The organism is Sphingomonas sp. Leaf242 (assembly GCF_001422045.1).
GTDB lineage: Bacteria > Pseudomonadota > Alphaproteobacteria > Sphingomonadales > Sphingomonadaceae > Sphingomonas.
The window spans coordinates 54343-78577 of sequence record NZ_LMLW01000008.1 but is presented as its reverse complement, the minus strand read 5'-3'; the positions used below and the strand labels follow the sequence as shown (position 1 = coordinate 78577).

Sequence of the window (24235 nt, the reverse complement as noted above, 5' to 3'; positions counted from 1 at the left end):
ACCTTTCCCGGACCACCACGGCCTATCCACCCGCTAACGAAGCTTACGTCGCCTGGTTGGACGACACAGGCTTGGCCGTCACGTCGAAACGATCGGCGTTCATGACCTTGACCCATGCCTTGACGAAGTCGCGCACGAACTTCTGCTCATGGCCGTTCTCGGCATAGACTTCGGCCGTCGCGCGCAGCTGTGAGTTCGAGCCGAAGATCAGGTCGGTGCGGGTCGCCTGCCACTTCTTCTCGCGACCACCACGATCATAGCCGATGAACTTCTCGTCGCTCGACGTGTCGACCAGGTCCCAGAACGTGTCGTTGTCGAGCAGGTTGACGAAGAAGTCGTTGGTCAGCTGACCCGGACGCGTGGTGAGCACGCCCTCGGGCGCATCGCCAAAGTTCGCACCGAGTACGCGCAGGCCACCGACCAGCACGGTCATCTCCGGCGCGGACAGGCCGAGCAGCGAAGCCTTGTCGAGCAGCAGCTCCTCAGTCTTCACCGGGTGACGCGTCTTCAGGTAGTTGCGGAAGCCATCGGCCTGCGGCTCCATCCACACGAAGCTCTCGACATCGGTCCACTCCTGCGTCGCATCGCCGCGTCCGCCGAGGAACGGCACCGACACGTCGTGACCGGCATCGCGCGCCGCCTTCTCGACCGCTGCCGAACCGGCCAGCACGATCGCGTCGGCCAGCGACATGTCGCCGCGCAGTTCGTTGAGCTTGGCCAGGACCTTGCTCAGCTGCTCTGGCTCGTTGACCGGCCAATCCTTCTGCGGAGCGAGTGCGATGCGCGCACCGTTCGCGCCACCGCGGTGGTCCGACCGGCGATAGCTCGATGCCGACGCCCATGCGGTTTTGACCAGCTGGCCGATCGTCAGGCCGCTCGACAGCACGGCGTCCTTGAACGCCGCGACGTCGGCGTCCGACGGCGCGGTGCCCTCGGGAACCGGATCCTGCCAGATCAGCGTCTCTTCCGGAACCTCAGGCCCGAGGTAGCGAACGCGCGGACCCATGTCGCGGTGCGTCAGCTTGAACCAGGCGCGTGCGAACGCGTCGTCGAGTGCCGACTGATCATCGCGGAAACGCAGCGCGATCTCGCGGAACTCGGGGTCCATCTTCAGCGCCATGTCGGCGGTGGTCATCATCGTCGGCACGCGCTTGTTGGGATCGCGTGCGTCGGGCGCCATGTCCTCGTGCTCGGGGTTGACCGGCTGCCACTGCTTCGCGCCGGCCGGGCTTTCTGTCAGCTCGTATTCGTACTTGAACAGCAGGCGCAGATAGTCGCCGGTCCACTTGGTCGGGTTGTTCGACCATGCGCCCTCGACGCCCGAGGTCGTGATGTGGCCCTGGCCGATCTCCTCGCTGTCGGTCAGCCAGCCAAGACCCTGCATATGCACGGATTCGGAAGACGGGGCCTTGAAGTGCGGCGCTGGCTTGGCGCCGTGCGCCTTGCCGAACGCATGGCCGCCTGCGGTCAGCGCAACGGTTTCCTCGGAGTTCATCGCCATCCGCTGGAAGGTCGCCTTCATGTCGCGAGCCGACAGGAGCGGGTTCGGATCACCGCCCGGACCTTCCGGATTGACGTAGATAAGCCCCATCTGGATTGCGGCAAGCGGTCCTTCAAGCTCGGGCAGATCCTCGCTGATACGCGTCTGCGCACCTTCGTTGACCCACAGCTCCTCGGCGCCCCAGAACGTGTCGCCCTCGGACGCGAAGACGTCCTTGCGGCCGCCGGCGAAACCGAAGATCGGTCCGCCCATGCTCTCGATCGCGACGTTGCCGGCGAGGATGAACAGATCGGCCCAGCTGATGTTCTTGCCGTACTTCTGCTTCAGCGGCCACAACAGGCGACGTGCCTTGTCGAGGTTGCCGTTGTCCGGCCACGAGTTGAGCGGCTCGAAGCGCTGCTGGCCCGACGACGACCCACCACGGCCGTCCGTCACCCGGTACGTGCCGGCGGCATGCCACGCCATGCGGATCATGAAGGGGCCGTAGTGACCATAGTCAGCCGGCCACCAGGCCTTGCTGTCGGTCATCAGCGCGGTCAGGTCTGCCTTGAGCGCGGCGTAGTCGAGCTGCTGGAACGACTCGGCATAGTTGAACTCTTCGCCCATCGGGTCGGGGGAGACGCCGTGCTGGTGCAACATGTCGATCGGCAGCGCATCCGGCCACCAATCCTTGTTCGTACGCCCGAGCAGCGAGCGGGCTTTGACCTCGCCGCCGCCGTTGGGGCCCATGGGGCAACCGCTGCTCTTTGGCTGTTCGTAATCGGCCATCTTGGCGTCCTCTCTCGATGAGTATTCCGTACTTGTACTGAAGATGCAGGATTTGACGGACATTTGTCCAATCGATTATTCGGGCAGGATCGATCACACCAGTCGATCACAGGTGGTTGTCGAGCAAGCCGTCCCGGTGTGTACCGCCGCCATGACCCGCGTTCAGAGCGCCGAGATACAGCGCGAAACAGGCACGCTCGCCCTACGAGGGAGATCGTGTCGGTCACGTTGGCCCAGACGATAGCGGACACCGGCCACTACAGCATCGATAGCACCTCAACCCGCGCCCACGTATCGGCAGCGGATATAAAAAGGGGGACTCGTCGACAGGCTCTTGGCCCCTCGCGGGGCGGGTTCGCACTTGAGTCGTTCCGATGCGCTACCGAACCACGTAAATCGGGTTGCCGATGAGAACCCGTTTTCCGCCGGGCGTGCGTACGTCTGCGCGGAGCCAGTGAAGCTTGTATCTTGCGGGGATGTCGAAGGTAATCCTCGCGTCTGAGCCCACCACGTATCGGCGTTGGCCACGTAGAATATGCCCGCCGTCGACGAGGAGATCGACGATATCGCCATCTGCCCCGGCAACGTGGACCGTACCGCGGATCGCTTGTCCCAGACGGCGGCGTAATGTGCCGCCCATCACGGCGGTGGATCGCGCGCCCGTGGTTGCTGTCAGATCGAGCACGCGTCCGGGATGTGCGCCTTCAAGGTCGATGAACACTCGCCCCGACCGTACGCCTGCAAGGATGCCGGCCTGCGAAAGCTCCGAGGCGTAGACCACGGTAGTGGGAGTGCCGACAGGGGACTGCGCGCCGACCGGGGAGCTGCCCGCCTGACCGTCGATCGCATCGTGATTGTCGCTGCCGCCGATACCGGTCAGGTGGTAGCCGCGATCGAGCAGCTTTTCCCACCACGCGGTCCCCGAGCCGGCCCCATCGTCGAACGCGCCGCCATGATCCGCCGCGATGCCGCCATTGGCCACCTCGATCGCGCCGACCCGTGTGTAATCCGTATCCGGCGCCGACCATCCGCACCCGAGGCAGTTTTCGTTGGTCGGAATTTCCGGGTGGTTGATCGCGATGATCGCGCCGGTCCCGCGTGCGCCATCGAACATCGCGTCGATGTTCGGCGCACCGACCGCGCCGAGCCGATATTCGACGAAATCGGTGATGCCGAGCAGGTTGAAATGCCCGTATTGCGTCGTCATCTCGCGACCGGGGATCACGAGCAGACTATCGAAGAACGGTGCGAGATTGGCGAGCTCGGCGACCTGTGAACGGACGTTGTGATCGGTCACCGTCACGAAATCGAGCTGATGATCGCGCGCGGCCTTGAGCGTGAAATAGACCGGGCAGGGCACCGGATTACGGCTCGGCTCGCTCCGGCAGAGCGCGTCGCTTTGACCGGTATGCGTGTGGAAGTCGCCGCGATACCAGCCCGGACCGTTCTTCAGCGCCGTCGTCGTGATCGCCTGTGCCGCCGCGCCACGATCGAAATGCACGGTCACCGTGTAGGGCGACACGGTACCGGGCCGGATCGACGCCACCGCGACGCTCAACCGCCAGCGGCCCGCCGGTAGCGGCCCGGGCAGATAGGAGGTGGAGGCGAAGGTCTCGGCGATGACGATGTGCGGCTTGATCGCGCCGCCCCAGCCGCGCTCACGCGTCGGGTCGTAAACGCCGAGCACGAGATACGTGCCGTCCTTGTGATCCGCGCCTTGGACGTCGATCGTCAATCTGGTGACGCCTGCGGGTACGTCGAACGGCAGTTCGCGGTAGCTCCCGCGGTCGCTGTCCCGCATCACGCCGCTTATCACCACGTCCTGCGACGATGCAGGCGCGGTCGTCTGCGCACAGACCGGAAGCGGTACGACGATGAACGCCGCCGCGATACGCCGTAACCGCATCACCGGTCCACCCGCCTCGACGGTAGCGCCCCGCAGCGTGCGGCAACCGGATCGCAGCGGTGCAGGACATCGCCGGGCAGGCTCGCGCGATAGGCATAGCCATGCGGGTTGGGCACGCCGTCGTAATAGTCGCTGCTGACGAACTGCGCGCCCGAGGCGATCGCCGCGGTGAGCCGGGTCGGATCGTCGGCGCGCGCTTCCTTCGTGTCGGCATCGGCGCGGGTGCGCACCAGATAGCCGGCGCGGACGAGGCGAGCGATATGCGTTTCTTCGCCGCGTGGGTCCTGTATGTTGAACACGGCGGCTTCGGGCGATTCCTCGTCGTAATAGCCGAACATCGCCCGGCCCCGCAGCGACGGGTGGCCCGCGCGGTAGAGCGCATAATGCCGCTCGTCGCCATCGAGAACGAACACGAACCGCCCTTTCGCGGCGGCCAGCGTCGGCCATGCATGCGCGCGCACGGCTTCCGCCAGCGTCGGGCGATCACGGCGCACGCTGTCGGGCACGATCAGCCGATCCTCGCCCATGACGGTGCGGATATCGGTATCGAGCGCATCGAGATCGCCGGCCTCGAATTGCGCATCGTGCAGCCACGACCCGGCGATCGGCGGGAAGTCGCTGGCGTTGACCAGCACCGTGACGGGCAGGTGGTCGGGGTGGCGGTCCGACCAGCGCCGCAGGATCGCCAGGCACTCGCGAAAGACGAGACAATGGCTTTCGGTATCGATCTGCGGAAAGTGCAGCACCTTCGCGCCCGGTGCCATCATCGCCTTGCGTGTTGCAGCCGCCGCCATCTGATAGGGCGTGGCGTACAGGCCGCCTTGCGGATCGGGCGCGACGTCGATCTCGATCTGACGGATGCCGATCGCGAACTGCGCCTCCAGCGGCGGGTGGCCATAGTCGAGCTCGTCCCAATATTGTGGCGCCAGCGTGCGGATCCGCGCCTCTTCGTCGGCCGACGGGTAGCGCTTGTAGCTGTTGTGCGAGCCGAGCAACTGCACCTGATCGAGCCGCAGCGTCGCCGGCAGTCCCTCGACCCGGTCGCCGTGTCGGGGCGCCGCCGAACCAGCCGCGGCGATCGTCAGAAACGCTGCGGCGGCCAATCGCCAGCCTCGTGCTCGACAGGCGTTCACCACTGGAACGAGGTCGTGAGCTTGAAGAAGCGGCCGGTCTCGACATACGAGCCGTTACCGCCGCCGTCCTGCACACCCAGATAGCGCGTGCTCTTGCCCATCGTCTTGTAGAAGCTTTCCTTGTTGAGGATGTTCTGCACCTGGCCCGACAGCGACCATCGGCCGATGTGATAGGTGGCGTTGAAGTTCAGCTGGCGGTTGGGCTGGAGATAGGTGTCGAGCTGGTCGTTGAGGCTCAGCAGCTGGCGACCGACATATTGCCAGGCGAGGCGGCCGGAAAATGCCGGACGCTCGTAGAACAGCTCGGTGTTGTAGATGACGTTGGGCGCGCGCGGCAGCACCGTCGTGCCGCGCCCGGCGACGCCGCTGTCGGCACGGCTGTCCTGCAACGTGGCGGACCCCTCGACCCCGAAGCCGCCGAAGAACTGCCCGAGTTCGAAGAACTGCTTCCGCGCGTGGAATTCGACGCCGTACAGATCCGCGTCGCTGCCGTTCAGCGGCATCGTGTAGACGATCCCGCCGACGGTGTTGGTGCCGCCGCTCGAACTCGGCGTGCTGCCGGTCGCGCTGGCGGTGAACACGAAGTTCGACAGATGCTTGTAGAAGCCGGCCGTCTCGATCACCGCGCTGTGATCGGGATACCATTCGACGCCGAGGTCGAGGTTGGTCGCGGTCGTCGGCTTCAGATCGGGGTTGGACCTGTTGACGAACGCCAGCGCGCCGGTGACGTCGTTGTAGCTATAGGTCTCGGGACCAGCGACCAGCGCGAAGGCAGGCCGTGCGAAGCTGCGCCGCGCCGCGCCGCGGATGACCAGCCGATCGGTCGGGCGATAGGCCAGGTTCAGGCTTGGCAGGAATTCGTTGTAGCTGTTGCCGTCGGACGTGAAATGACCGGTATCGTTCGGCGAGGCGCCGCCGGAATCGGTGACCACCACCCAGTGCGTCGCGGTGAAGTCGGTATGCTCGAAACGAAGCCCTGCGACCATCTGCACCGGCCCGAGTGCCGCATCCGCCTGCGCATAGCCGGCAACGACCGTCTCCGTGCCGAAGACCGTGTTCCGGGCATAGTCGTTGGCGGTGTAATAGCCGGGGTTCGGGGTGCCGTCCGGCGTGAACTGGTTGGTATAGGCGTAGGGCAGGATGCTCTTCTCGAAATACGTCCGGTCGTAGATCCGGAAGCCGGGATAATTTCCGCCCATGAAATCGACGTTGCGGCCGGGCAGTGCGGACCCGGTCGGGCCTTGCCCTGCATCGAAATCGGGGCGGCTGCCGTCGGCGGCGGGGATGACGAAATTGTCGCCGTTGTTACCGAGCAGGCCGCGGTCGTATTGCGAGCGGTCCGAAAGACTGAGGTCGGTACCCCAGCGGATATGCTTGATCAGCCCGTCGGGGGCGTAATCCATATCGAGCTTCAGTTCGTAGAGGTTGTCGTCGGACTCGACGTCGCGCGCCTGGAATTTCCACGCGCGGATCGAGTCGGCGCTGAAGACGGCGTTGCGCGTCGCCGGATCGGCGAATGCGAGACCGATATTGGTCGGATTGCCGGTGTCGATCAGGACGCTGCCGCGGGGATTGCCGGCACTGTCGGTCAACAGGCTCGTGTCGCTGTACAGGCTTCCTTCGACGTAATTCGGACGCCGCTGCTGGCCATAGCCGTAGGATGCGCGCAACGATGCCGAGACTTTGTCGGACATCTTGATGTCGCTGCCGGCCTGGATCGTGCCGAGCTGCGAGAGCTGGTCGCGGGCCTGGAAGTAGCTGCCGGCCAGCGTGCCGAGCGGGTTATAGGTGCCGTTTGCGCCGTAATAGGGGGCGGTGCCGAGCAGCTGGAGAACGCCGCCGGTGATGCTGTGCTGCACGTCGACCGACGAAACCTTGTAATGGCCATAGGTGCCGCGGATGAACGCGGAGACCGCATCGCCTTTGAAATCGATCGAAAAATTGCCGCCGAACCGCTCGATGTTCGAATCGTAGAGATCGTATTTGATCCCCATCGCGGTCAGGTCGCCGGGGCCGGAGGTCGCCGTCGCGGGGATATAGGTGACCGCCTCGACGCTTTCCGCCGCCGATCGGCGCTGTTCGTAATAGCCGGTCGCGTAGACGCCGATGGCGTGGTTCGCGCCGAACGTCCTGGCGAGTTCGATCTGACCGACCCCGCCGAATGCCTTGAAGCCGAGCTTGTCGGCACGGTCGTTGTAATTCGCGCCGCCGGTGACCTTCAGATAATGGTCGCCATATTGGAAACCGGTCGGCGTCGCGATGTCGACCGTGCCGCCGATCGAGTCGCCGTAATCGGCGGCGCCGGGGGTCTTCGACACGCTCGCCGAGCGCAGGCCGTAGGGCGCGATCATCTTGAGCGACAGCGCGCGGGTCGCCGGATCGGATTCCGCCACGCGCATGCCGTTGATCGAATAGGCGTTGTAGCTCGAATCGATGCCGCGGATCGAGATGAACTCGGCCTCGCCGGTGGCGGCCTGGCCGAGCCCCATGTCCGCATAGGCGCTGACGCCCGGCAGGACCGCGAGGATGTCGACGATGTTGCCACCCGGACGCCGGGCGATCGTCTCGCCGGACATGACCGCATTGGTGCCGACCTGCTGTCGTTTCCAGGCGAGCGCGCGCTCTTCCTCGAGCGGCACCGCGCCGGTCACCACGATATCATTGCCGGGATCAGCGGCGGGGTCCGGGGCGGGATCGGGCGCTGTTACGCCAGCGCGATCGGGGGCCGCAGCGCCCGTGGTCAAGGCGACCGGATGGCGAAGGCCAGCGCCGCCTTGCGGATCGGCCGCGCCCAGCACGATGGTCTTCCCGTCGTCGCGCCGCAGCTGGAGCGGACTGTTCGCGATCAACAGGCGCAATGCGGCCTGTCGCGACATTGCGCCGTGGATCGCCGCCGACTGGACCTGCGCGATCGCGGCGCGGGGAAAGAAGATCTGCACGTTCGCCTGCCGGCCGAATTCGGTCAGCGCGTTCGCCAGCGATTGGGGAGCGATATCGAAGCTGTGCATGTCGGGCGCGGCGATCGGCGCGGCATGGGCGGCAGGCGTCATCAAGAGCGTCGCGAGCAGCGACGTCCCGGCGAGTGTCGAGCGCATGGAGGAAACCTCGGTTGGAATGGTTGGTCGAGACCGTCTTCACCCCGAAAGACGATCAGCGCGGGACCAACCGCCAACTCCGACAAAACTTTCTTGCGATTTTCAGTCCGACGACATGCGGGATCGGTCGAAGCGTCAGCGGGTCAGCAGATACGCGGTCGGCGAGCGCGATACCCGGATGTTCAAGCCGGTCGAAACAGCATCGAGGAAAGCGGTCGGGTCGCTCGTGACGAACCGTCCACCAACCGGAATGCTGGCGAGCTCGCGATCGACGATCACGATCTTGCGGACCAGAAATCGGTTATACTCCTCGACCGCACTGCCCAGCGTTGCATCGCGGAAGAGAATCTCCTGGTGCTGCCAGGCCGTGACCCGGTCGACCTGATTGGCATCGGCCCGACGCACGATTGCGCCGTCGGACGATACCAGCAGGCTCGTCGCACCACTGCGCGCGTCTATCGTCGAACCGGGTATCGACCCAGCCTGCCCGGCGACGCGTGCTATACCCTTCTCCACCAACAGATCCAGCGCCCCGCCCCGCGCACGCACGTTGAAGCGCCCCGCCGAAAGGATGACCATGCGCCCGTCGCCGTGAAACACGGCATCCGGTCCCTTCGGAAGACTTAGCGCGACTTCACCGCGTTCGATCCAGAACGTTCTTTTGGTGCTCGACACGCGCCAGGATAGCCGGGAATCCGTATTGAGCGCGACGACACCGCCTGCCGGCAGGCGGATCGTCTTGCTCTCGCCGACTGCGGTCGTTTCACTATCCAGGCATACGCGCGCGTCGCGGTCGTACCGGCCGCGACGACGCCGACCGCCGCCACCGCGCAGGCCGCTTGCAGGAACATCCGACGTGAACACGGCCCTTTCGGTGCGGCGGGCACCAGGGCGGCGGTGCGGCGCCCCGAAAGTTCGCGCACGGACCGCGGAGCCTCGCTGCCGACCCTGTCCCACATCGCCAGCGCACGCGCGAAGGCGATCGCGTGCGCGACATCCTCGTCGCGCCACGTCTTGAACGCGACCTCGTCCAGCGTACCCAGACGATGCTGCGCCAGCCATGCGGCGGCTTCGGCAGCATCGACATCGGCGTCGTTACGAAAAAGACCGCCGAACCGCGTCATGCGCGATCCTCTTTCAGCACATACATACTCCCCTAGACGAACGCCGCATCGCAATCCGCCAAGATGCCGTTCAATGCAGTTTTCGAGATCCGGCGAGCCGGCGGTGTCCGATATCCGGCTCCGGCACCTCGTACGTGTCCCGACGGCGCGGCTCAAGCGCCTGGGTGAGCAGGTAAATCGCACGGGCGAGCCGCTTCTCGAGCGTCGACAGGCTTACGCCGAGTTCGTCGGCAATCCGTCGCGGCGATTGGCCGTCGACGCGACAGCGCTCGAAGACGGTTCGACATTTGTCCGGCAGCGCCCGTATCGCGTGCGCGAGATCGTCGAGCTGCTGGCGGTCCTCGGCGATCCGGTGCTGGTCGGGGGTGTCGTCGGGAGCATCGAAGTTCTCGAATTCGACGAAATGGCGAAAATCGATGATCTTGGCGCGGCGCAGCCGGTCGATCGCCAGATTGCGCATCATCCGCAGCATATACGTCCTGGGATTGACGATCGCGCCCCAAGCTTCCGTCGCGAGCATCCGCGCGAGCACGTCCTGCACCAGATCGCGCGCTTCGTCCGTACCACGGCACAATCGGTACGCCGCATCGAGCAGATCGCGTTCATGGGGGAGAACCTCCTCGACAAACCAGCGATCGATAGGGCGGACGACAGGCACGCAATCTCTCACCGTGGTGGAGGGGAGCGCGTCCTCTAGGCCGCGCTCGTGTCATTCCGACGACAGCCGGGTGAGCCGGTGCCCCACAGGGTCGACGTCGCTCCGCTGGCTATACCATCGACGAGAAATACAGTCCCACGGTCAACGACATCGTTAGCCGCATGGCCGCGGCCGTGGCTTTGGCCAGTCGTTCGACGGCGCCCGGTGCGGACTTTGTTGCGCAGCGTGTACCGGCATTAACCGTCGAGCGCAGACAGCTGCGATGCCGCAAGCATCTTGACATCGCTCAGCGATCTGATCTGATAATGTAATCGGGCATAAGTCCTTGGCTGTGGGCGGGAATATTTCGCTCTGGTCGAGATCTTCGGCGGTGCGGGGAATTCATCCGCGGGGGAGGGGGGCATGTCCTTGACGGCAGATCAGGTCCGGCTCGTGACCGAAAGCTATGCGCTGATCGGACGCTCACCCCGCCCGTATTCCGAACTTTTCTATCATCGACTGCTGCTCGATCACCCTTTCGCACGGGCGCTTTTCCCCGACGATCTCCGCCATCAGGCATTCGTGTTCGAGAAGACGATCGCTATTCTCGTCAGGGAGGTGGGGGATATTGCCGGCTTGCGGCCCACCTTAGCGGACCTTGCACGAAAACATGTCGGATACGGCGTCAGACCCTATCAATACGAAGCTGTCGGTGCCGTATTGATCGCGACGTTTTCGGAAATACTGGGAAGCCGTTTCACGCCGGAGATCCGCGAAGCCTGGGAGACGGTCTATGCGGAAACTGCAGGGGTGATGATCGCCGAAGCGTATCCCGACGGCTGATAACGGATCTTCGCAGATTGCCGCAAATGCCCGCTACGGACCGCACCAAGGTGGAGCCAACGGTCAGGTCAGATAGGTGTGGACGATGTGAACGAGTTCGTCTGCCCCCGCAGCCGCTTGAGACGGTTGAGCAGTCTCTTTTTTTCTTTTGTCGCGCGGGTATCGGGGACGGCGGGCCGCGATCACTGCGGTCTGGTGAAGCGCCGGGGTGGCAGGTAAGCGGAGCCATGCTCAAATACGCCGCCGTCGTGCTCATCCTCGCCGCTCCCGCCGCCGCCTCCGCTGCCGATCTACCGACGATCGCGGCGGGGCGGTGGGATATCACATCAACCGTCGCCGAGCTGTCGATCCCCGGCGTTCCGGGGTTCGTCATGCGGATGATGCGCGGCAAGTCGAAGGCCGAGCGCAAGAGCATTGCTACCGCGCAGGCGATCGACGCGCTGCTCGTCCCGGATCCCAAGGCGCAATGCCGGGTCGACGGTCAGCACGTTGCCGACGGCCATTATGTCCAGGCGCTGACGTGCCCGCAAAAGCGCGGCAAGCCGGTCGAGATCGCGCGCGTGGGGACGTATGATCGCACGGGCTTCGTCGGCCAGGCGATCGTCACCGGCGTGACGCCGAAGGGACCGATGAAGATCGTGCTCAACCAGCGTGCTTCGCGCGTCGCAGACTAAGGCGAAATCGCCACAAGTCCGGCTGGAACGAACGTAGCGATTTCCGTCACGGCGACCAGGAAACGCAGTCGATCACGCACGGATGCACGCTCCGATGGTCATGACGCACGACCATCAGAGCGCCCCTAAGCGTTACTTCAGGCCACCGCCGAGCGAGCGATAGAGTTCGACCGCGTTGCTGTCGCGGACGAGGCGCGTGGCGAGCAGGCTCTGTTGCGCGGTGTAGAGCGCGCGCTGCGAATCGAGCGTGTTGAGGAACGGGTCGATCCCGGCGCGGAAGCGGAGCTGCGACAGATTGTACGCGCCCGCCGCGTTGTCACGCAGCGACGTCTGCGCTTCGAGCTGGCTGTTGATCGTGCCACGGCGTGCCAGTGCATCGGCGACCTCGCGGAAGCCGGTCTGGATGCTCTTCTCGTACGTCGCCAGCATCGCGTCGCGCGTCGCCTTGGCGTATTGCAGATTGCCCTTGTTGCGGCCGAAATCGAAGATCGGCTGGGTAATCGTCGGCGCCACCGACCATTGCTGGCTGCCGCTGCCGAACAGGTTGGACAGGCCGAGGCTGAGCGTACCGAACGCCGCCGTGAGCGAGATGTTCGGGAAGAACGCCGCGCGCGCCGCGCCGATGTTCGCGTTGGCGGCGATCAGGTTATGCTCGGCTGCGGCGACGTCTGGACGGCGCAACAGCACCTCTGACGACAGGTTGGCGGGTAGATTCTCCAGCGTCGGCGTCTTGTCCGGCATCCGCGCGGGAAGCAGCTCCGGCGTCACGGTCGTCCCGGCGAGCAGGTTGAGCGCATTCTGGTCCTGCGCGATCAGCGTCGTCGCGTCGGCAATGTCCGAGCGCGCCTGGTCATAGGTGGTGCGCGCCTGACGCACTTCGAGTTCGGAGGCGATGCCGATCCGGAAACGGTCCTGCGTGAGCTTCAGCGTCTGGCCGAACGCGCGCTCGGTATCCTGCGCGATCTTGAGACGGTCCTGATCCGCGGCCATCGTCAGCCACGCGGTCGCCGTTTCCGAGATCAGCGACACCTGGGCGGCGTTGCGGTTTTCCTCCGCCGCGAAATACGCTTCCTGCTGTGCCTGCGTCAGGTTGCGGATGCGGCCGAAGAGATCGATCTCCCAGGCCGAAACGCCGACATTGGCCGAGTAGATATCGATACGACCGCTGCCGGCCACCGCGCCTGCTCCGGTTCCGCCGCCGACGCCGCCAACGCCACCACCTGTGCCACCGCCACCCGTGCCGCCGCCGGCGCCGCCGCCGCCGACCGCGTTGAACGGCGACTTCTGGTAGGTTGCGCTGCCGGTCGCGCCGAGCGTCGGGAACAGGTCCGCGCGCTGGACGCGGTATTGCGCGCGCGCCTGTGCGACGTTGGCGACCGCGATGCGGACGTCGCGGTTATTGTCGAGCGCGAGGCGGATCACGCCGCGCAGGCGATCGTCGGTGAAGAAGGCCTCCCACGCGGTGTCCGCCGGTACGATCGCGTTCGCGGCGTTGCCGCCCGCATAGGCGGGGCCAGTCGGTCCGCTCGGCGCGACGGGAAGCTCCGGGCGGACGTATTTAGGGGCGAGGTTGCACCCGGCGAGCGTGAGCCCGGCGGCGAACGTGAGGGCGGTTTTGCGAGAGAACATCTGGATCAGGCCTCCTGCGGCCGCTGGTCGTGGGGCGGATGGCCGCCGTCACGGTTATCGTCACGGTTGCCGTCATGGTCGGGCACTTGGTCGCGGTCTTGTCCCGAGCCGGCCTTGTCCTGCTTGAAGACGCGCTTCACGAGCAGGAAGAACAGCGGCACGAAGAAGATCGCGAGGACGGTCGCGGACAGCATGCCGCCGACCACCGCCCAGCCGATCGCGTTCTGGCCGCCGGCGCCGGCACCGCTCGACAATGCGAGCGGCAACACGCCGAAGATGAACGCGAACGACGTCATCAGGATCGGGCGAAGGCGAAGCTTGGCCGCCTCGACCGCGGCATCGGCCGCGTTCATTCCGTCGCCCATCTTCTCCTCGGCGAACTCCACGATCAGGATCGCGTTCTTCGCCGCCACGCCGATCGTCGTGATCAGCCCGACCTGAAGGTAGATGTCGTTGTTCAGCCCGAAGATCATCGCCGCACCGACCGCGCCGAGGACGCCCAGCGGCACCACCAGCAGGACGGCGATCGGGATCGACCAGCTCTCGTACAGTGCCGCGAGGCAGAGGAACACGATCAGCAGCGACAGCGCATAGACCGTGGTCGACTGGCCGCCCGACAGGTTTTCCTCGTAGCTGAGCCCGGTCCACTCATAGCCGATGCCGGGGGGCAGCTTGGCCGCCATCTCCTCCATCGCCTTGATCGCGGTACCGCTGCTGACGCCCGGTGCCGGCGAACCCATGATCTCGAACGACGCTACGCCGTTATAGCGTTCGAGGCGTGACGGACCGTAGTTCCAGCTCGTCGTCGAGAAGGACGAGAACGGTGCCATCGCGTTGCTCGTCGTGCCGCGGACGTAGAAGTTGCCGAGATCGGCGGGCGTCGTGCGGAACGGTGCGTCGGCCTGCACGAACACCTTCTTCACGCGACCGCGGTCGATGAAGTCGTTGATGTACGCGCCACCGAACGCGGTGCTGACGGTGGTGTTGATGTCCGCCTGGCTGAGGCCGAGCGCGCCGGCCTGCGCCTGATCGACGTTCAGTTTCAGCTGTGGCGCATCCTCCAGGCCGTTCGGACGGACCTGCATCAGGCGCTTGTCCTGGCTGGCCATGCCGAGCAGCATGTTGCGGGCTTCGAGCAGTTTCTCGTGACCGACGCCGGCATTGTCCTTCAGCATGAAGTCGAAACCGTTGGCGTTGCCGAGTTCCTGCACGGCGGGCGGCACGAAGCCGATCACCATGCCGGCACGGACCCCGGCGAGCGCCTGGTTGGCACGGGCGGCGACCGCGGCGACGCCGTTCTCCTTGCCGCTACGATCTTCCCAGGGCTTGAGCTGGATGAAGGCGATGCCGACATTCTGGCCCTGGCCGACGAAGCCGAAGCCGCTGATCGTGAAGATACCCGCGGTGTTGGCCTTCTCGTCGATCAGGAAGTGATCGCGGACCTTGTCCATCGTCCGGGCGGTCTCCTCCATCGGCGTACCCGACGGCATCGAGACCTGTGCGAACATCACGCCCTGATCTTCCTCGGGGAGGAAGCCCGACGGCAGGCGGACGAAGATAAACGCCATCGCGACGACGATCACGGCATAGACCAGCATCGTGCGGACCCAGCCCTTCTCGACGCGGCGCAGGCCGTTGCCGTACTTGCCGACGCCCTTGTCGAAGGTGCGGTTGAACCAGCCGAAGAAGCCCTTCTTCTCGCCATGACCTTCCTTGGCGGGCTTCAGGATCGTCGCGCAGAGCGCGGGCGTCAGGATCAACGCGACCAGCACCGACAGCGCCATCGACGAGACGATGGTGATCGAGAACTGCCGGAAGATCACGCCGGTCGAGCCGCTGAAGAACGCCATCGGCAAGAACACCGCCGACAGCACCAGGCCGATGCCGACCAGCGCGCCGCTGATCTCGTCCATCGACTTCTTGGCGGCTTCCTTCGGGGAGAGCCCTTCCTCCTGGATCAGGCGCTCGACGTTCTCGACGACGACGATCGCGTCATCGACGAGCAGGCCGATCGCCAGCACCATGCCGAACAAGGTCAGCGTGTTGATCGTGAACCCTGCGACCTGAAGCACGGCAAGCGAGCCGAGCAACACGACCGGGACCGCGATCGTCGGGATCAGCGTGGCGCGGAAATTTTGGAGGAACAGGAACATCACGAGGAAGACGAGGACGATCGCTTCGATCAGCGTGTGGATGACCTGCTCGACCGACAGCCGCACAAACGTCGAGTTGTCGATCGGGAACGCGACCTTGACGTCGGGCGGGAACTGCTTGGCGATCCGGTTGACCTCGGCCTTGACCAGCTTGACGGTGTCGAGCGCGTTCGCACCCGGTGCCAGCTTTACGCCGAAGCCTGCCGCCTGCTTGCCGTTGTAGCGTGCCTGGAAGCTGTAATTCTCCGAGCCCATCTCGACGCGGGCGACGTCCGACAGGCGCACGGTCGCGCCGCTGGTCGCCGAACGGACGATGATCGCACGGAACTGTTCCGGCGTCTGGAGGCGCGACTGTGCGGTCACGGTCGCGTTGAGCGACTGACCCTTCACGGCGGGCAGACTGCCGACCTGGCCGGCCGAGACCTGTGCGTTCTGCGCGGTCAGTGCCGATGTGATGTCGGTGACGGTGACGCCGAGGTTTGACATCTTGAACGGGTCGACCCAGATCCGCATCGAATATTGCGCGCCGAACACCTGCGTGTCGCCGACGCCCTTGATGCGGCTGAGCGGATCCTGGAGCTTCGAGGCGATCATGTCGCCGAGATCGACCTGGTCGTGGTCGCCATTTTCCGAATAGGCGGCGATGATGAGCAGGAAGTTGGCGGTCGCCTTGGTCACGCGGAGACCGGCCTGCTGCACTTCCTGCGGCAGGAGCGGCGTCGCCTGTTGCAGCTTGTTCTGCACCTGGACCTGCGCGATGTCGGGATCGGTCCCCTGCTCGAAGGTGAGCGTGATCGCGAGGTTGCCCGAGCCGTCCGAGGTCGAAGCGAAGTAGCGAAGGTTGTCGATGCCCTTCATCTGCTGCTCGATGATCTGCGTCGTCGTGTTCTCGAGCGTCTGTGCGTCTGCGCCCGGATAGGACGTCGCGACCGTCACCTTGGGGGCGGCGATCTCAGGGAACTGCGCGATCGGCAGCGACCGGATCGCGAGGATACCGGCCAGCATCAGGATGATGGCGATGACCCACGCGAAAATGGGTCGATCGATGAAATAGCGTGACATGGGCGGTTACTTCCCCTGCGCGGCGGAATTGGCCTGCGCGGACGTGTTGCCGGCTGCGGGGTCACCGCCTCCGGGCGAACCGCCCGCTGGCTTGGCGACCTGCTGCGGGGCAGCGGGCTTGACGGTCGAGCCGGGGCGCAGGTTGAGCAGGCCCTCGACGATCAGCTTGTCGCCGGGCTTCAGGCCGCTGGTGACGATCCACTTGTCGCCGATCACGCGATCGGTGGTGACATTACGCTGTTCGACCTTGTTCTGTGCGTTGACGACCAGAGCGGTCGCACCGCCGCGCGGATCGCGCGTGATGCCTGCGGTCGGCGCCATGATCGCCTGCGCGCGCGTGCCTTCGACCAGCTTGGCGCGGACGTACATGCCGGGCAGCAACAGGCCGTTGGGGTTCGGGAAGCTCGCGCGCAGCGTCACCGCGCCGGTGGTCTGGTCGACCGTGACTTCGGAGAATTGCAGGCGACCCTCGATCGGATAGGTGCTGCCGTTCGGGAGGATCAGCTGGACGCGCGCGCTGCCGTCGCCGCGGGTCACGCCGCCGGTCGCCATCGCCTGCTTGAGATCGAGCAGCTGCGCCGCCGACTGGACGACGTCGACATACACGGTGTTGGTGCGCTGGATCGTCGCGAGCGGATCGGTCTGGCCGGTCTGGACCAGCGCGCCGACGGTCACGAGCGACCGGCCGATGCGGCCCGAGATCGGCGCCTTGATCCGCGTGAAGCCAAGGTTGACGCGGGCCGACTGGACCGCTGCCTGCTGCGCTGCAACATTCGCGCGAGCCTGTTGTGCGGACGCGGTGGCGTTGTCCGCCTCCTGCTTGCTGACCGCGTTCAGCTGCACGAGCTGGCCGTAGCGCTGCGCCTGGAGGCGGGTCGCATTGATCTGCGACTGGGCCGCGCCGAGCTGGCCCTGCGCGCTGGCGAGCGCCGCGCGGTAGGGGGCGTCCTCGATCGCGTAGAGCACCTGGCCCTTGCTGACCATCGCGCCCTCGGTGAACAGGCGATCGCGAACCACGCCGCTGACCTGCGGACGGACTTCCGAGGTTTCCACGGCGGAGACCCGGCCAGGAAGCTCGGAGGTGAGGACGACCGACTCCTCGCCGACGGTGACGACGCCGACGGTCGGTGTCGGCGGAGGCGGCGGAGCCTGCTCCTTGCTGCACGCCGTCATCAGCGCCAGCGCGGCCAGAGCCACCGTTCCCCTGAGGTTCAATTGCTGCATGTTAAGCATCCCGACGTCGTGCAGATGAGTTTTACCGGAATGAACGTTCATTCCGCTTGCTTTGTCCGCTATGATCGTGCGAGCGGCGGGTCAACCAAAAAACGCATCGGGAATATGATTTTGAGTGCAGTGCAGCATGAGATGGGGAGTCGGGAACGTATCGTCGCCGCGGCCCGTCATCTGTTTGCGACCCAAGGGTTTCACCAGACGCCGATGTCCGAACTCGCGGTCGCGGCGGGCGTATCGGTCGGCCAGATCTATCGTCTGTTCACCGGCAAGAACGCGGTGATCCAGGCGATCGTGATGGAAGACGCCACGGCCAAGATGGCCGAGTTGCAGACGATGAACGACTCGGTGAAATTCGAAGGATTGCCGATAGAGGAGGGGTTCGTCGAACTGGCTCGCCGCGCGTTGTCGAAGGGTGACGAAGCGCTGTCGTTCGAGATCATGGCGGAGGCCCACCGCAACACCGACGTCGCCGACACGATCGCCGATCTGTGCCGTGGATTCCGCCAGATGATCCGCGAACTGGCCTGCGTCGCCAATCCCGATCTCGAGGAAAACGAGCTGGAAGGCGCGGAGGAACTGATCCTCGCCTTCATGTTCGGGCTTGGCCACCGCACGTTGTCGCGTCCGCGGCTGTCGGAAGATCAGACCGCGCGATTGACAGGCCGGATGATCCTGGCCGCGGTCCGCGCGCTCTAGAGCAATGTAGCGCGTCGCGCTGCCTAAGCAGCGCTACGCACGACGCGTGCAGAAGCCATCCACTCACGCGCTCGATCGTTACGGTCATGTTTCAGCATGCTGCCAGGCGTGACGGGTTTCCGTCGCGTTCGTAGTATCGGGTTCACTTATCATAAAATGGATATCGTATATTATATTTGACTTAATCGAGTAGACATGATGGATTGCGCGCAACATCCAAACAGGGGCGCGGGTACTCATGACATTTTTGGTCGGGAAATTGCGAAATCGGTCTAGCATCGGGGCGATGGTTGCGATGCTCCTGTCGTCAGGAGCGTATGCGCAGGTTTCGCCTGCGCCACAGTCCAGCCCCGATGCGAGCGCCGACGAAGCGATCACCGTCACGGGAACGCGCATCCGCCGCCCCGATCTGGCGAGCAACAGCCCGATCACCTCCGTCACCGACCAGGAAATCAAGTACCAAGGCGCGGTCAACGTCGAGAGCGTGCTGAACCGCCTGCCGCAATTCACCGCCGACGCGAACGAGAACGTCTCGAACGGATCGGACGGCACCGCCAACATCAACCTCCGCAACCTCGGATCGAACCGCGTGCTGACGCTGATTAACGGCCAGCGGCTGCTGCCCCAGCAGGCCACCGATCTCAACTTCGTGCCGTCGACGCTGATCGAGCGGATCGATGTCGTCACTGGCGGCGCGTCTGCGGTTTATGGCTCGGACGCGCTGTCCGGCGTCGTCAACTTCGTGCTGCGCGACAATCTGGACGGTATTCGCGCTGACGTGCAGGCCGGGGTCGCCGATCACACCAACGACAATGCCTATGTCCGTAACATCATTAGCCAGCGCGGCTTCGCCAATGCGCCGCGCCACGTTACCGATGGCGGCAAGATCGATGCGAACCTCGCGGTCGGCAAGAGCTTCGCCGACGATCGTGGCAACATCACCGCCTATGTCGGCTATCGCCACACCGACCCCGTGCTCCAGTCGAACCGCGACGTGTCGGCGTGCGCGCTGCAGAATGCCGACGACGCCGGCACCGCGCTGGAATGCGGCGGATCGAGCAATACGCCGTTCGGCACGTTCAACCTGCGCACCGGGCCGATGGCTGGAAACCGGGTCAGCAACGCGGTCGACGGCAGCAGGACGTGGGTGCCATACGATGCCAAGACGTTCGCGTATAATTATTCGCCGACCAATTATTTCCAGCGGTCCGACGAGCGTATCACCGGCGGCGGGTTCGCGCACTTCAAGATCGCACCGATCGCCGAAGTCTATGGTAGCGTCATGTACATGCGCGATCGGACCTTTTCGCAGGTTGCGCCGTCGGCGTTGTTCCTGGGCACCGTGTTCAACGTCCCCTGCGACAACCCATTGCTGAGCGCGGGTCAGGCTGCGACGTTGTGCGGCCCGACCGCCAATACGAACGATGCCGACGCGACGGGCACTGCGACCACCAAGCCCGTTGAGATCGGGTATCGCCTGGCCGGCAACGGGATCGAATCGCGGCGCGATTTCCTGCGCCATAGCGACTATCGCTACACCGCCGGCGTCCGCGGCGACCTGGGCAGCGGGTTCTCGTACGACGTCGGCTATCTGCACTCGCTCGTCCGCTTAGACGAAACGTACATGAACAACGTCGACAACGTAAAGGCACAGAAGGCGCTTGACGTCGTCAACGTCAATGGCGTGCCGACCTGCCGTTCGGTGGTCAACGGCAGCGATCCCGCCTGTATTCCCGCCAACGTCTTCCAGGCTGGTGGATTGACCTCGGCGGCGGCACAATATCTGTTTTCGGAAAGCAATACCTTCGGGCGCAATACGCAGACGGTGTTCTCTGGCACGCTGAACGGCGATCTCGGCAAGCTCGGCATCAAGAGCCCGTTCGCCAATGACGGGATCGGCATCGCGATCGGCGTCGAGCATCGCCGCGAGACGCTGCTTTTTACCGCTGATGCGGTCGCCAAGCAGGGTGGCATCAACGACGCCGATGGCAATATCAGCGTGAACGAGGGGTATGGCGAGATCGAAATCCCGATCCTGCAGGATAAGCCGTTCTTCAAGTCGCTGACGCTGAACGGCGGTGCGCGTTATTCGGACTATACCAATCGCCAGGACTCGACTGGCTATCGGTCGAAGTTCAATGCCTTCACTTATAAGGGCGAGCTCAGCTGGGAGCCGGTCAGCGACGTGCGCCTGCGTGGCAGCTACAACCGCGCGATCCGAGCGCCGAACATTTCCGAATTGTTTGCGGCGCAACAGGTCGGCAACGTGTCCGCGCAGGATCCGTGCGCGGGCAAGGGCGCGAACCGCGCTTCGCTGTCGATCTGTCAGCTGACCGGCGTCACCTCGGCGCAATATAGTGCCGGGTCGATCTTCGACTGCCCGGCAGAGACGTGCAGTGCGCTCGGCGGCGGCAATCGCAACCTCAAGCCCGAAAAGGGCGACACCTACACAGTCGGTATGGTCCTCACCCCGCGGATGGTACGCAATCTGACGCTGACGGTGGATTATTTCCACATCAAGGTGAACGACTATATCAGTTCGGTGCCGGCCGATCTGGTGATCAGCCAGTGCACAGGCGGCGATGCGTATTATTGCGGCCTGTTCCACCGCGATCCATCGACCGGTCAGCTGTACGGATCGACCGTCGCTGGCGGGTACATCGTCTCGACCACTTACAATACCGGCTTCCTGAAGACGTCGGGTATCGATGTCACCGCCGATTACACGGTCAGGATCGGCGGCCTTGGGCGGCTCAATCTCAACATGGTCGGCACATGGCTGGCCAGTTCGGTGGCCGAACCGCTGCCAGGGCTCGGATCGTACGACTGCAAGGGCCTCTACGGCTATAGCTGCGGCCAGCCGAGCCCCGTATGGCGCCACGTCGCGCGGGCGACCTGGCTTGCACCGCAGGGCATCACGGCGTCGATCGCATGGCGTCATCTCGACTCTGTCGGGCTGTCGAGCCTGTCGAGCAACACGTTCCTCAACGGCTCGCCGAGCGTGATCAACGCCAAGATCCCCGCGTACGACTATTTCGATCTGGCTGGGACGATCACGATCGACAAGGGATTGTCGCTGCGCGCCGGGATCAACAACATGCTCGACAAGAACCCACCAGCGATCGCCGCGGGCGCGCTGGCGTCGTTCGGTAACGGCAACACGTATCCGGGTGTGTATGACGTCCTCGGCCGCACGCTGTTCGTCGGCGCGACGGTGAACTTCTGACGCTGGGATGATGGCATGACGAACCTGGTCCGCCGCGACGTTTTGAAGACGGCCGGCGTGACCGCGCTTGCCGCCATCGTTCCCGCCGTGCCGATCGGTGCGGCCGGGACGGTCTCGGCCAGCCCGCGTGAGATCGTGTCACTGGGGACCGGGTGGCGGTTCCATCTCGGCCATGCGAGCGATCCGGCGAAGGATTTCGGCTTCGGGCGCTCGCACGACACGTACGGCAAGTCGGGCGATGTCGGCACGCCGGTCGCCGAACCCAAGTTTGACGACAGCGCGTGGGAAGCGGTGACGCTGCCACACGACTGGGCGGTCGACCTGCCGTTCGAACGGTTCGGACCGGCGGGGAGCGAGGCCGATCGCACCGGATCGTTCCAGGGCTTCAAGCCGGTCGGGCGGATGTGGCCGGCGACTAGCGTCGGCTGGTATCGCCGCGTGATTGCGTTGGACAAGGCGGACGCGGGGCGGCGGTTGCTGCTCCAGTTCGACGGGGTGGCGCGCGACTGCATCGTGATCCTCAACGGTTTCGTCGTGGGATCGAACGAGAGCGGCTATGCGCCGTTCGAGATCGACGTCACCGACTTCGCCAAATCTGGCGAGGACAATGTGCTCGTCATCCGCTGCGACGTCAGTCTCGGCGAAGCGTGGTCGTATGAGGGCGCGGGGCTCTACCGCGACGTGCGGCTGGTGAATACCGCGCCGGTTCATGTCCGGCGATGGGGGGCCACCGTGCGGTGCTCTGTCGGTTCGGATGGCGCGATCGTGCGGGTTTCGACCGAGATCGACAATGACGGTCCCGCTGCCAGTGCGCGCGTGCGGTCCACGCTGGTCGGGCCGGACGGGAAGACGGTCGCGGTGCTGTTTGCGGACCCGCTGGACTTGCCGGCCTGGGGGAAAGCGATTGCGGCGCAGGACACGCGCGTCGCTGCGCCCGCGCTATGGTCGCTGGAGACGCCGCACCTTTATACGCTGGTCACCGAGATCCTCGTCGACGGCGCGGTGGTCGATCGCGACACCTGCACATTCGGCATCCGCACGATCCGCTTCGACGCAACGCTCGGGTTCTTCCTCAATGGCAAGCCGGTCAAGATCAAGGGCACCTGCAATCATCAGGATCACGCCGGGGTCGGTTTCGCGGTGCCCGACAGCCTGCATGTCTGGCGGCTCGAGCAACTGAAAGCGATGGGCAGCAACGCGTATCGTTCGACGCATCATTCGCCGTCGCCCGCGATCCTCGACGCGTGCGATCGGATGGGCATCCTGATGATCGACGAGACGCGGCAGATGTCGAGCAACGCCGAAGGGCTGAGCCAGCTCGAACGGATCGTGCGGCAGGGGCGCAATCATCCGAGCATCATCCTGTGGAGCATTGGCAACGAGGAGATCCACCGCGGCACCGAGACCGGCGCGCGGATCGCCGAGACGATGAAGCGCAAGGTCTATGACCTCGACGGGACGCGGCCGGTGACGGAGGCGTTCAACGGCAAGTTCGGGGAGGGGGCGTCGCGCGTGCTCGACGTGATGGGGTGCAATTATTACCTCGACGCGATCAATCCGTATCACGCGGCGCACCCCGACATGCCGATGATCGGCACCGAGACCGGCAGCACGGTGATGACCCGCGGCGAATATGCGCGCGACGACAAGGCTGGGTTCGTGCCCGCGTACGACCGCGAATTTCCCAAATGGGCGACGACTGCGGAAAAATGGTGGAGTTTCTACGACGCGCGGTCGTTCCTGAGCGGCGGGTTCGTGTGGACCGGGTTCGACTATCGCGGCGAGCCGACGCCGTTCGAGCGCTGGCCAGAGAACGTCTCGAACTTCGGCCAGATGGACCTGTGCGGCTTCCCTAAGGACAATTTCCATTACTACCGCGCGTGGTGGAGTGGGGAGCCGGTGCTGCACCTGTTCCCGCACTGGAACTGGGCGGGGCGCGAGGGCCAGCCCGTGTCGGTATGGGTGCACAGCAACTGCGAGGTGGTCGAGCTGGTTCTGAACGGGCGCAGCCTCGGGCGGCAGGCGGTGGTGAAGAACACGCATCTCGAATGGCAGGTGGCCTATGCGCCGGGGAGGATCGAGGCGTACGGGTATCGCGGTGGCAAGCGCGTGATGCACGCGGTACGCGAGACGACCGGCGCTGCGGCGCGGATCGGGCTGTCGAGCGATCGGCGGCGATTGGCGCCGGGCGAAGTCGCGGTTGTGCGCGTGGCGATCCTCGATGCGAAGCGGCGCGAGATGCCGACCGCGTCGGATCGCGTTACCTTCGCGCTGTCGGGGGATGCCAGGTTGCTGGGGGTCGGCAATGGCGATCCGCGGAGTCTGGAGCCGGATCATGCGACGTCGCGCTCGGCGTTCAACGGCCTGTGCATGGCGCTGGTTCAGGCGGGCGCGACGGGCGGGCCGATCCGGCTGGAGGTACGCGGTTCGAATCTGTCGCCGGCAATGCTGGGGTTGATCGGGCGGGGTGGAGCCAAGGAATCGCTGCTGCCCAGGCTTTAACATCCTGAAATTCAAGGATTCAGTCGGCGGACTGATGCGGTCAGGCGTGTCGT

At 64.9% G+C, this 24235-nt stretch carries 15 protein-coding genes; 5 read left to right on the top strand and 10 right to left on the bottom strand.

Annotated elements, in window-relative coordinates:
• Window positions 1-43: 43 nt before the first annotated feature.
• From katG to ASF09_RS08150, 7 genes are all read right to left on the bottom strand, one after another.
• Window positions 44-2269 carry a catalase/peroxidase HPI gene (gene katG / locus ASF09_RS08180; RefSeq protein ID WP_060525789.1) on the bottom strand — a complete coding sequence of 742 codons (2226 nt, stop codon included), beginning with the start codon at window positions 2267-2269 and terminating at the stop codon, window positions 44-46.
• A gap of 379 nt (window positions 2270-2648) precedes the next feature.
• The gene (locus ASF09_RS08175; RefSeq protein WP_060525788.1) at window positions 2649-4175 is read right to left on the bottom strand and encodes a CehA/McbA family metallohydrolase; all 1527 of its coding nucleotides are present in this window, start codon (window positions 4173-4175) and stop codon (window positions 2649-2651) included.
• Window positions 4175-5308, bottom strand: a complete 1134-nt coding sequence (locus ASF09_RS08170) for a Ca2+-dependent phosphoinositide-specific phospholipase C (protein ID WP_060526279.1) — start codon at window positions 5306-5308, stop codon at window positions 4175-4177. Before ASF09_RS08170 ends, ASF09_RS08175 begins: the two co-directional genes overlap by 1 nt.
• Window positions 5305-8403, bottom strand: coding sequence for a TonB-dependent receptor (locus tag ASF09_RS08165; RefSeq protein WP_060525787.1), 3099 nt, complete (start codon window positions 8401-8403; stop codon window positions 5305-5307). The genes ASF09_RS08170 and ASF09_RS08165 overlap by 4 nt, the downstream gene beginning before the upstream one ends.
• A gap of 135 nt (window positions 8404-8538) precedes the next feature.
• Window positions 8539-9132 carry a FecR family protein gene (locus ASF09_RS19705; RefSeq protein ID WP_235529795.1) on the bottom strand — a complete coding sequence of 198 codons (594 nt, stop codon included), beginning with the start codon at window positions 9130-9132 and terminating at the stop codon, window positions 8539-8541.
• Entirely contained in the window at window positions 9027-9527 is a 501-nt protein-coding gene (locus ASF09_RS20920) for a hypothetical protein (protein ID WP_060525785.1), read from the bottom strand. Before ASF09_RS20920 ends, ASF09_RS19705 begins: the two co-directional genes overlap by 106 nt.
• A gap of 70 nt (window positions 9528-9597) precedes the next feature.
• On the bottom strand, window positions 9598-10185 hold the full coding sequence (locus ASF09_RS08150) for an RNA polymerase sigma factor (RefSeq protein ID WP_060525784.1): 588 nt from the start codon (window positions 10183-10185) through the stop codon (window positions 9598-9600).
• Between the two features lie 402 nt (window positions 10186-10587).
• On the opposite strand from ASF09_RS08150, the gene ASF09_RS08145 reads away from it, so the two are divergent.
• Both ASF09_RS08145 and ASF09_RS08140 read left to right on the top strand, forming a co-directional pair.
• Window positions 10588-11007, top strand: a complete 420-nt coding sequence (locus ASF09_RS08145) for a globin domain-containing protein (RefSeq protein ID WP_060525783.1) — start codon at window positions 10588-10590, stop codon at window positions 11005-11007.
• Window positions 11008-11234: 227 nt separating this feature from the next.
• A complete protein-coding gene (locus tag ASF09_RS08140; protein ID WP_082444181.1) occupies window positions 11235-11681 on the top strand; it encodes a DUF3617 domain-containing protein in 447 nt (148 codons plus the stop codon).
• 132 nt (window positions 11682-11813) lie between these two features.
• Here the strand turns inward: ASF09_RS08140 and ASF09_RS08135 are convergent, their stop codons facing one another.
• The 3 genes from ASF09_RS08135 to ASF09_RS08125 are packed head-to-tail and all read right to left on the bottom strand — an operon-like array spanning window position 11814 to window position 17749.
• Entirely contained in the window at window positions 11814-13310 is a 1497-nt protein-coding gene (locus ASF09_RS08135) for an efflux transporter outer membrane subunit (protein WP_060525782.1), read from the bottom strand.
• A 5-nt stretch (window positions 13311-13315) separates the two neighbouring features.
• Window positions 13316-16525 carry an efflux RND transporter permease subunit gene (locus ASF09_RS08130; RefSeq protein WP_082444180.1) on the bottom strand — a complete coding sequence of 1070 codons (3210 nt, stop codon included), beginning with the start codon at window positions 16523-16525 and terminating at the stop codon, window positions 13316-13318.
• A gap of 6 nt (window positions 16526-16531) precedes the next feature.
• Window positions 16532-17749, bottom strand: a complete 1218-nt coding sequence (locus tag ASF09_RS08125; protein ID WP_060526277.1) for an efflux RND transporter periplasmic adaptor subunit — start codon at window positions 17747-17749, stop codon at window positions 16532-16534.
• A gap of 114 nt (window positions 17750-17863) precedes the next feature.
• On the opposite strand from ASF09_RS08125, the gene ASF09_RS08120 reads away from it, so the two are divergent.
• From ASF09_RS08120 to galA, 3 genes are all read left to right on the top strand, one after another.
• Complete coding sequence (locus tag ASF09_RS08120) at window positions 17864-18454, top strand: TetR/AcrR family transcriptional regulator (RefSeq protein WP_327196560.1); 591 nt, start codon at window positions 17864-17866, stop codon at window positions 18452-18454.
• A 286-nt stretch (window positions 18455-18740) separates the two neighbouring features.
• Window positions 18741-21680: a TonB-dependent receptor domain-containing protein gene (locus ASF09_RS08115; protein ID WP_082444179.1), complete on the top strand. Its 2940-nt coding sequence runs from the start codon at window positions 18741-18743 to the stop codon at window positions 21678-21680.
• A gap of 15 nt (window positions 21681-21695) precedes the next feature.
• Window positions 21696-24182: a beta-galactosidase GalA gene (gene galA / locus ASF09_RS08110; RefSeq protein ID WP_060525780.1), complete on the top strand. Its 2487-nt coding sequence runs from the start codon at window positions 21696-21698 to the stop codon at window positions 24180-24182.
• Window positions 24183-24235: the final 53 nt, after the last annotated feature.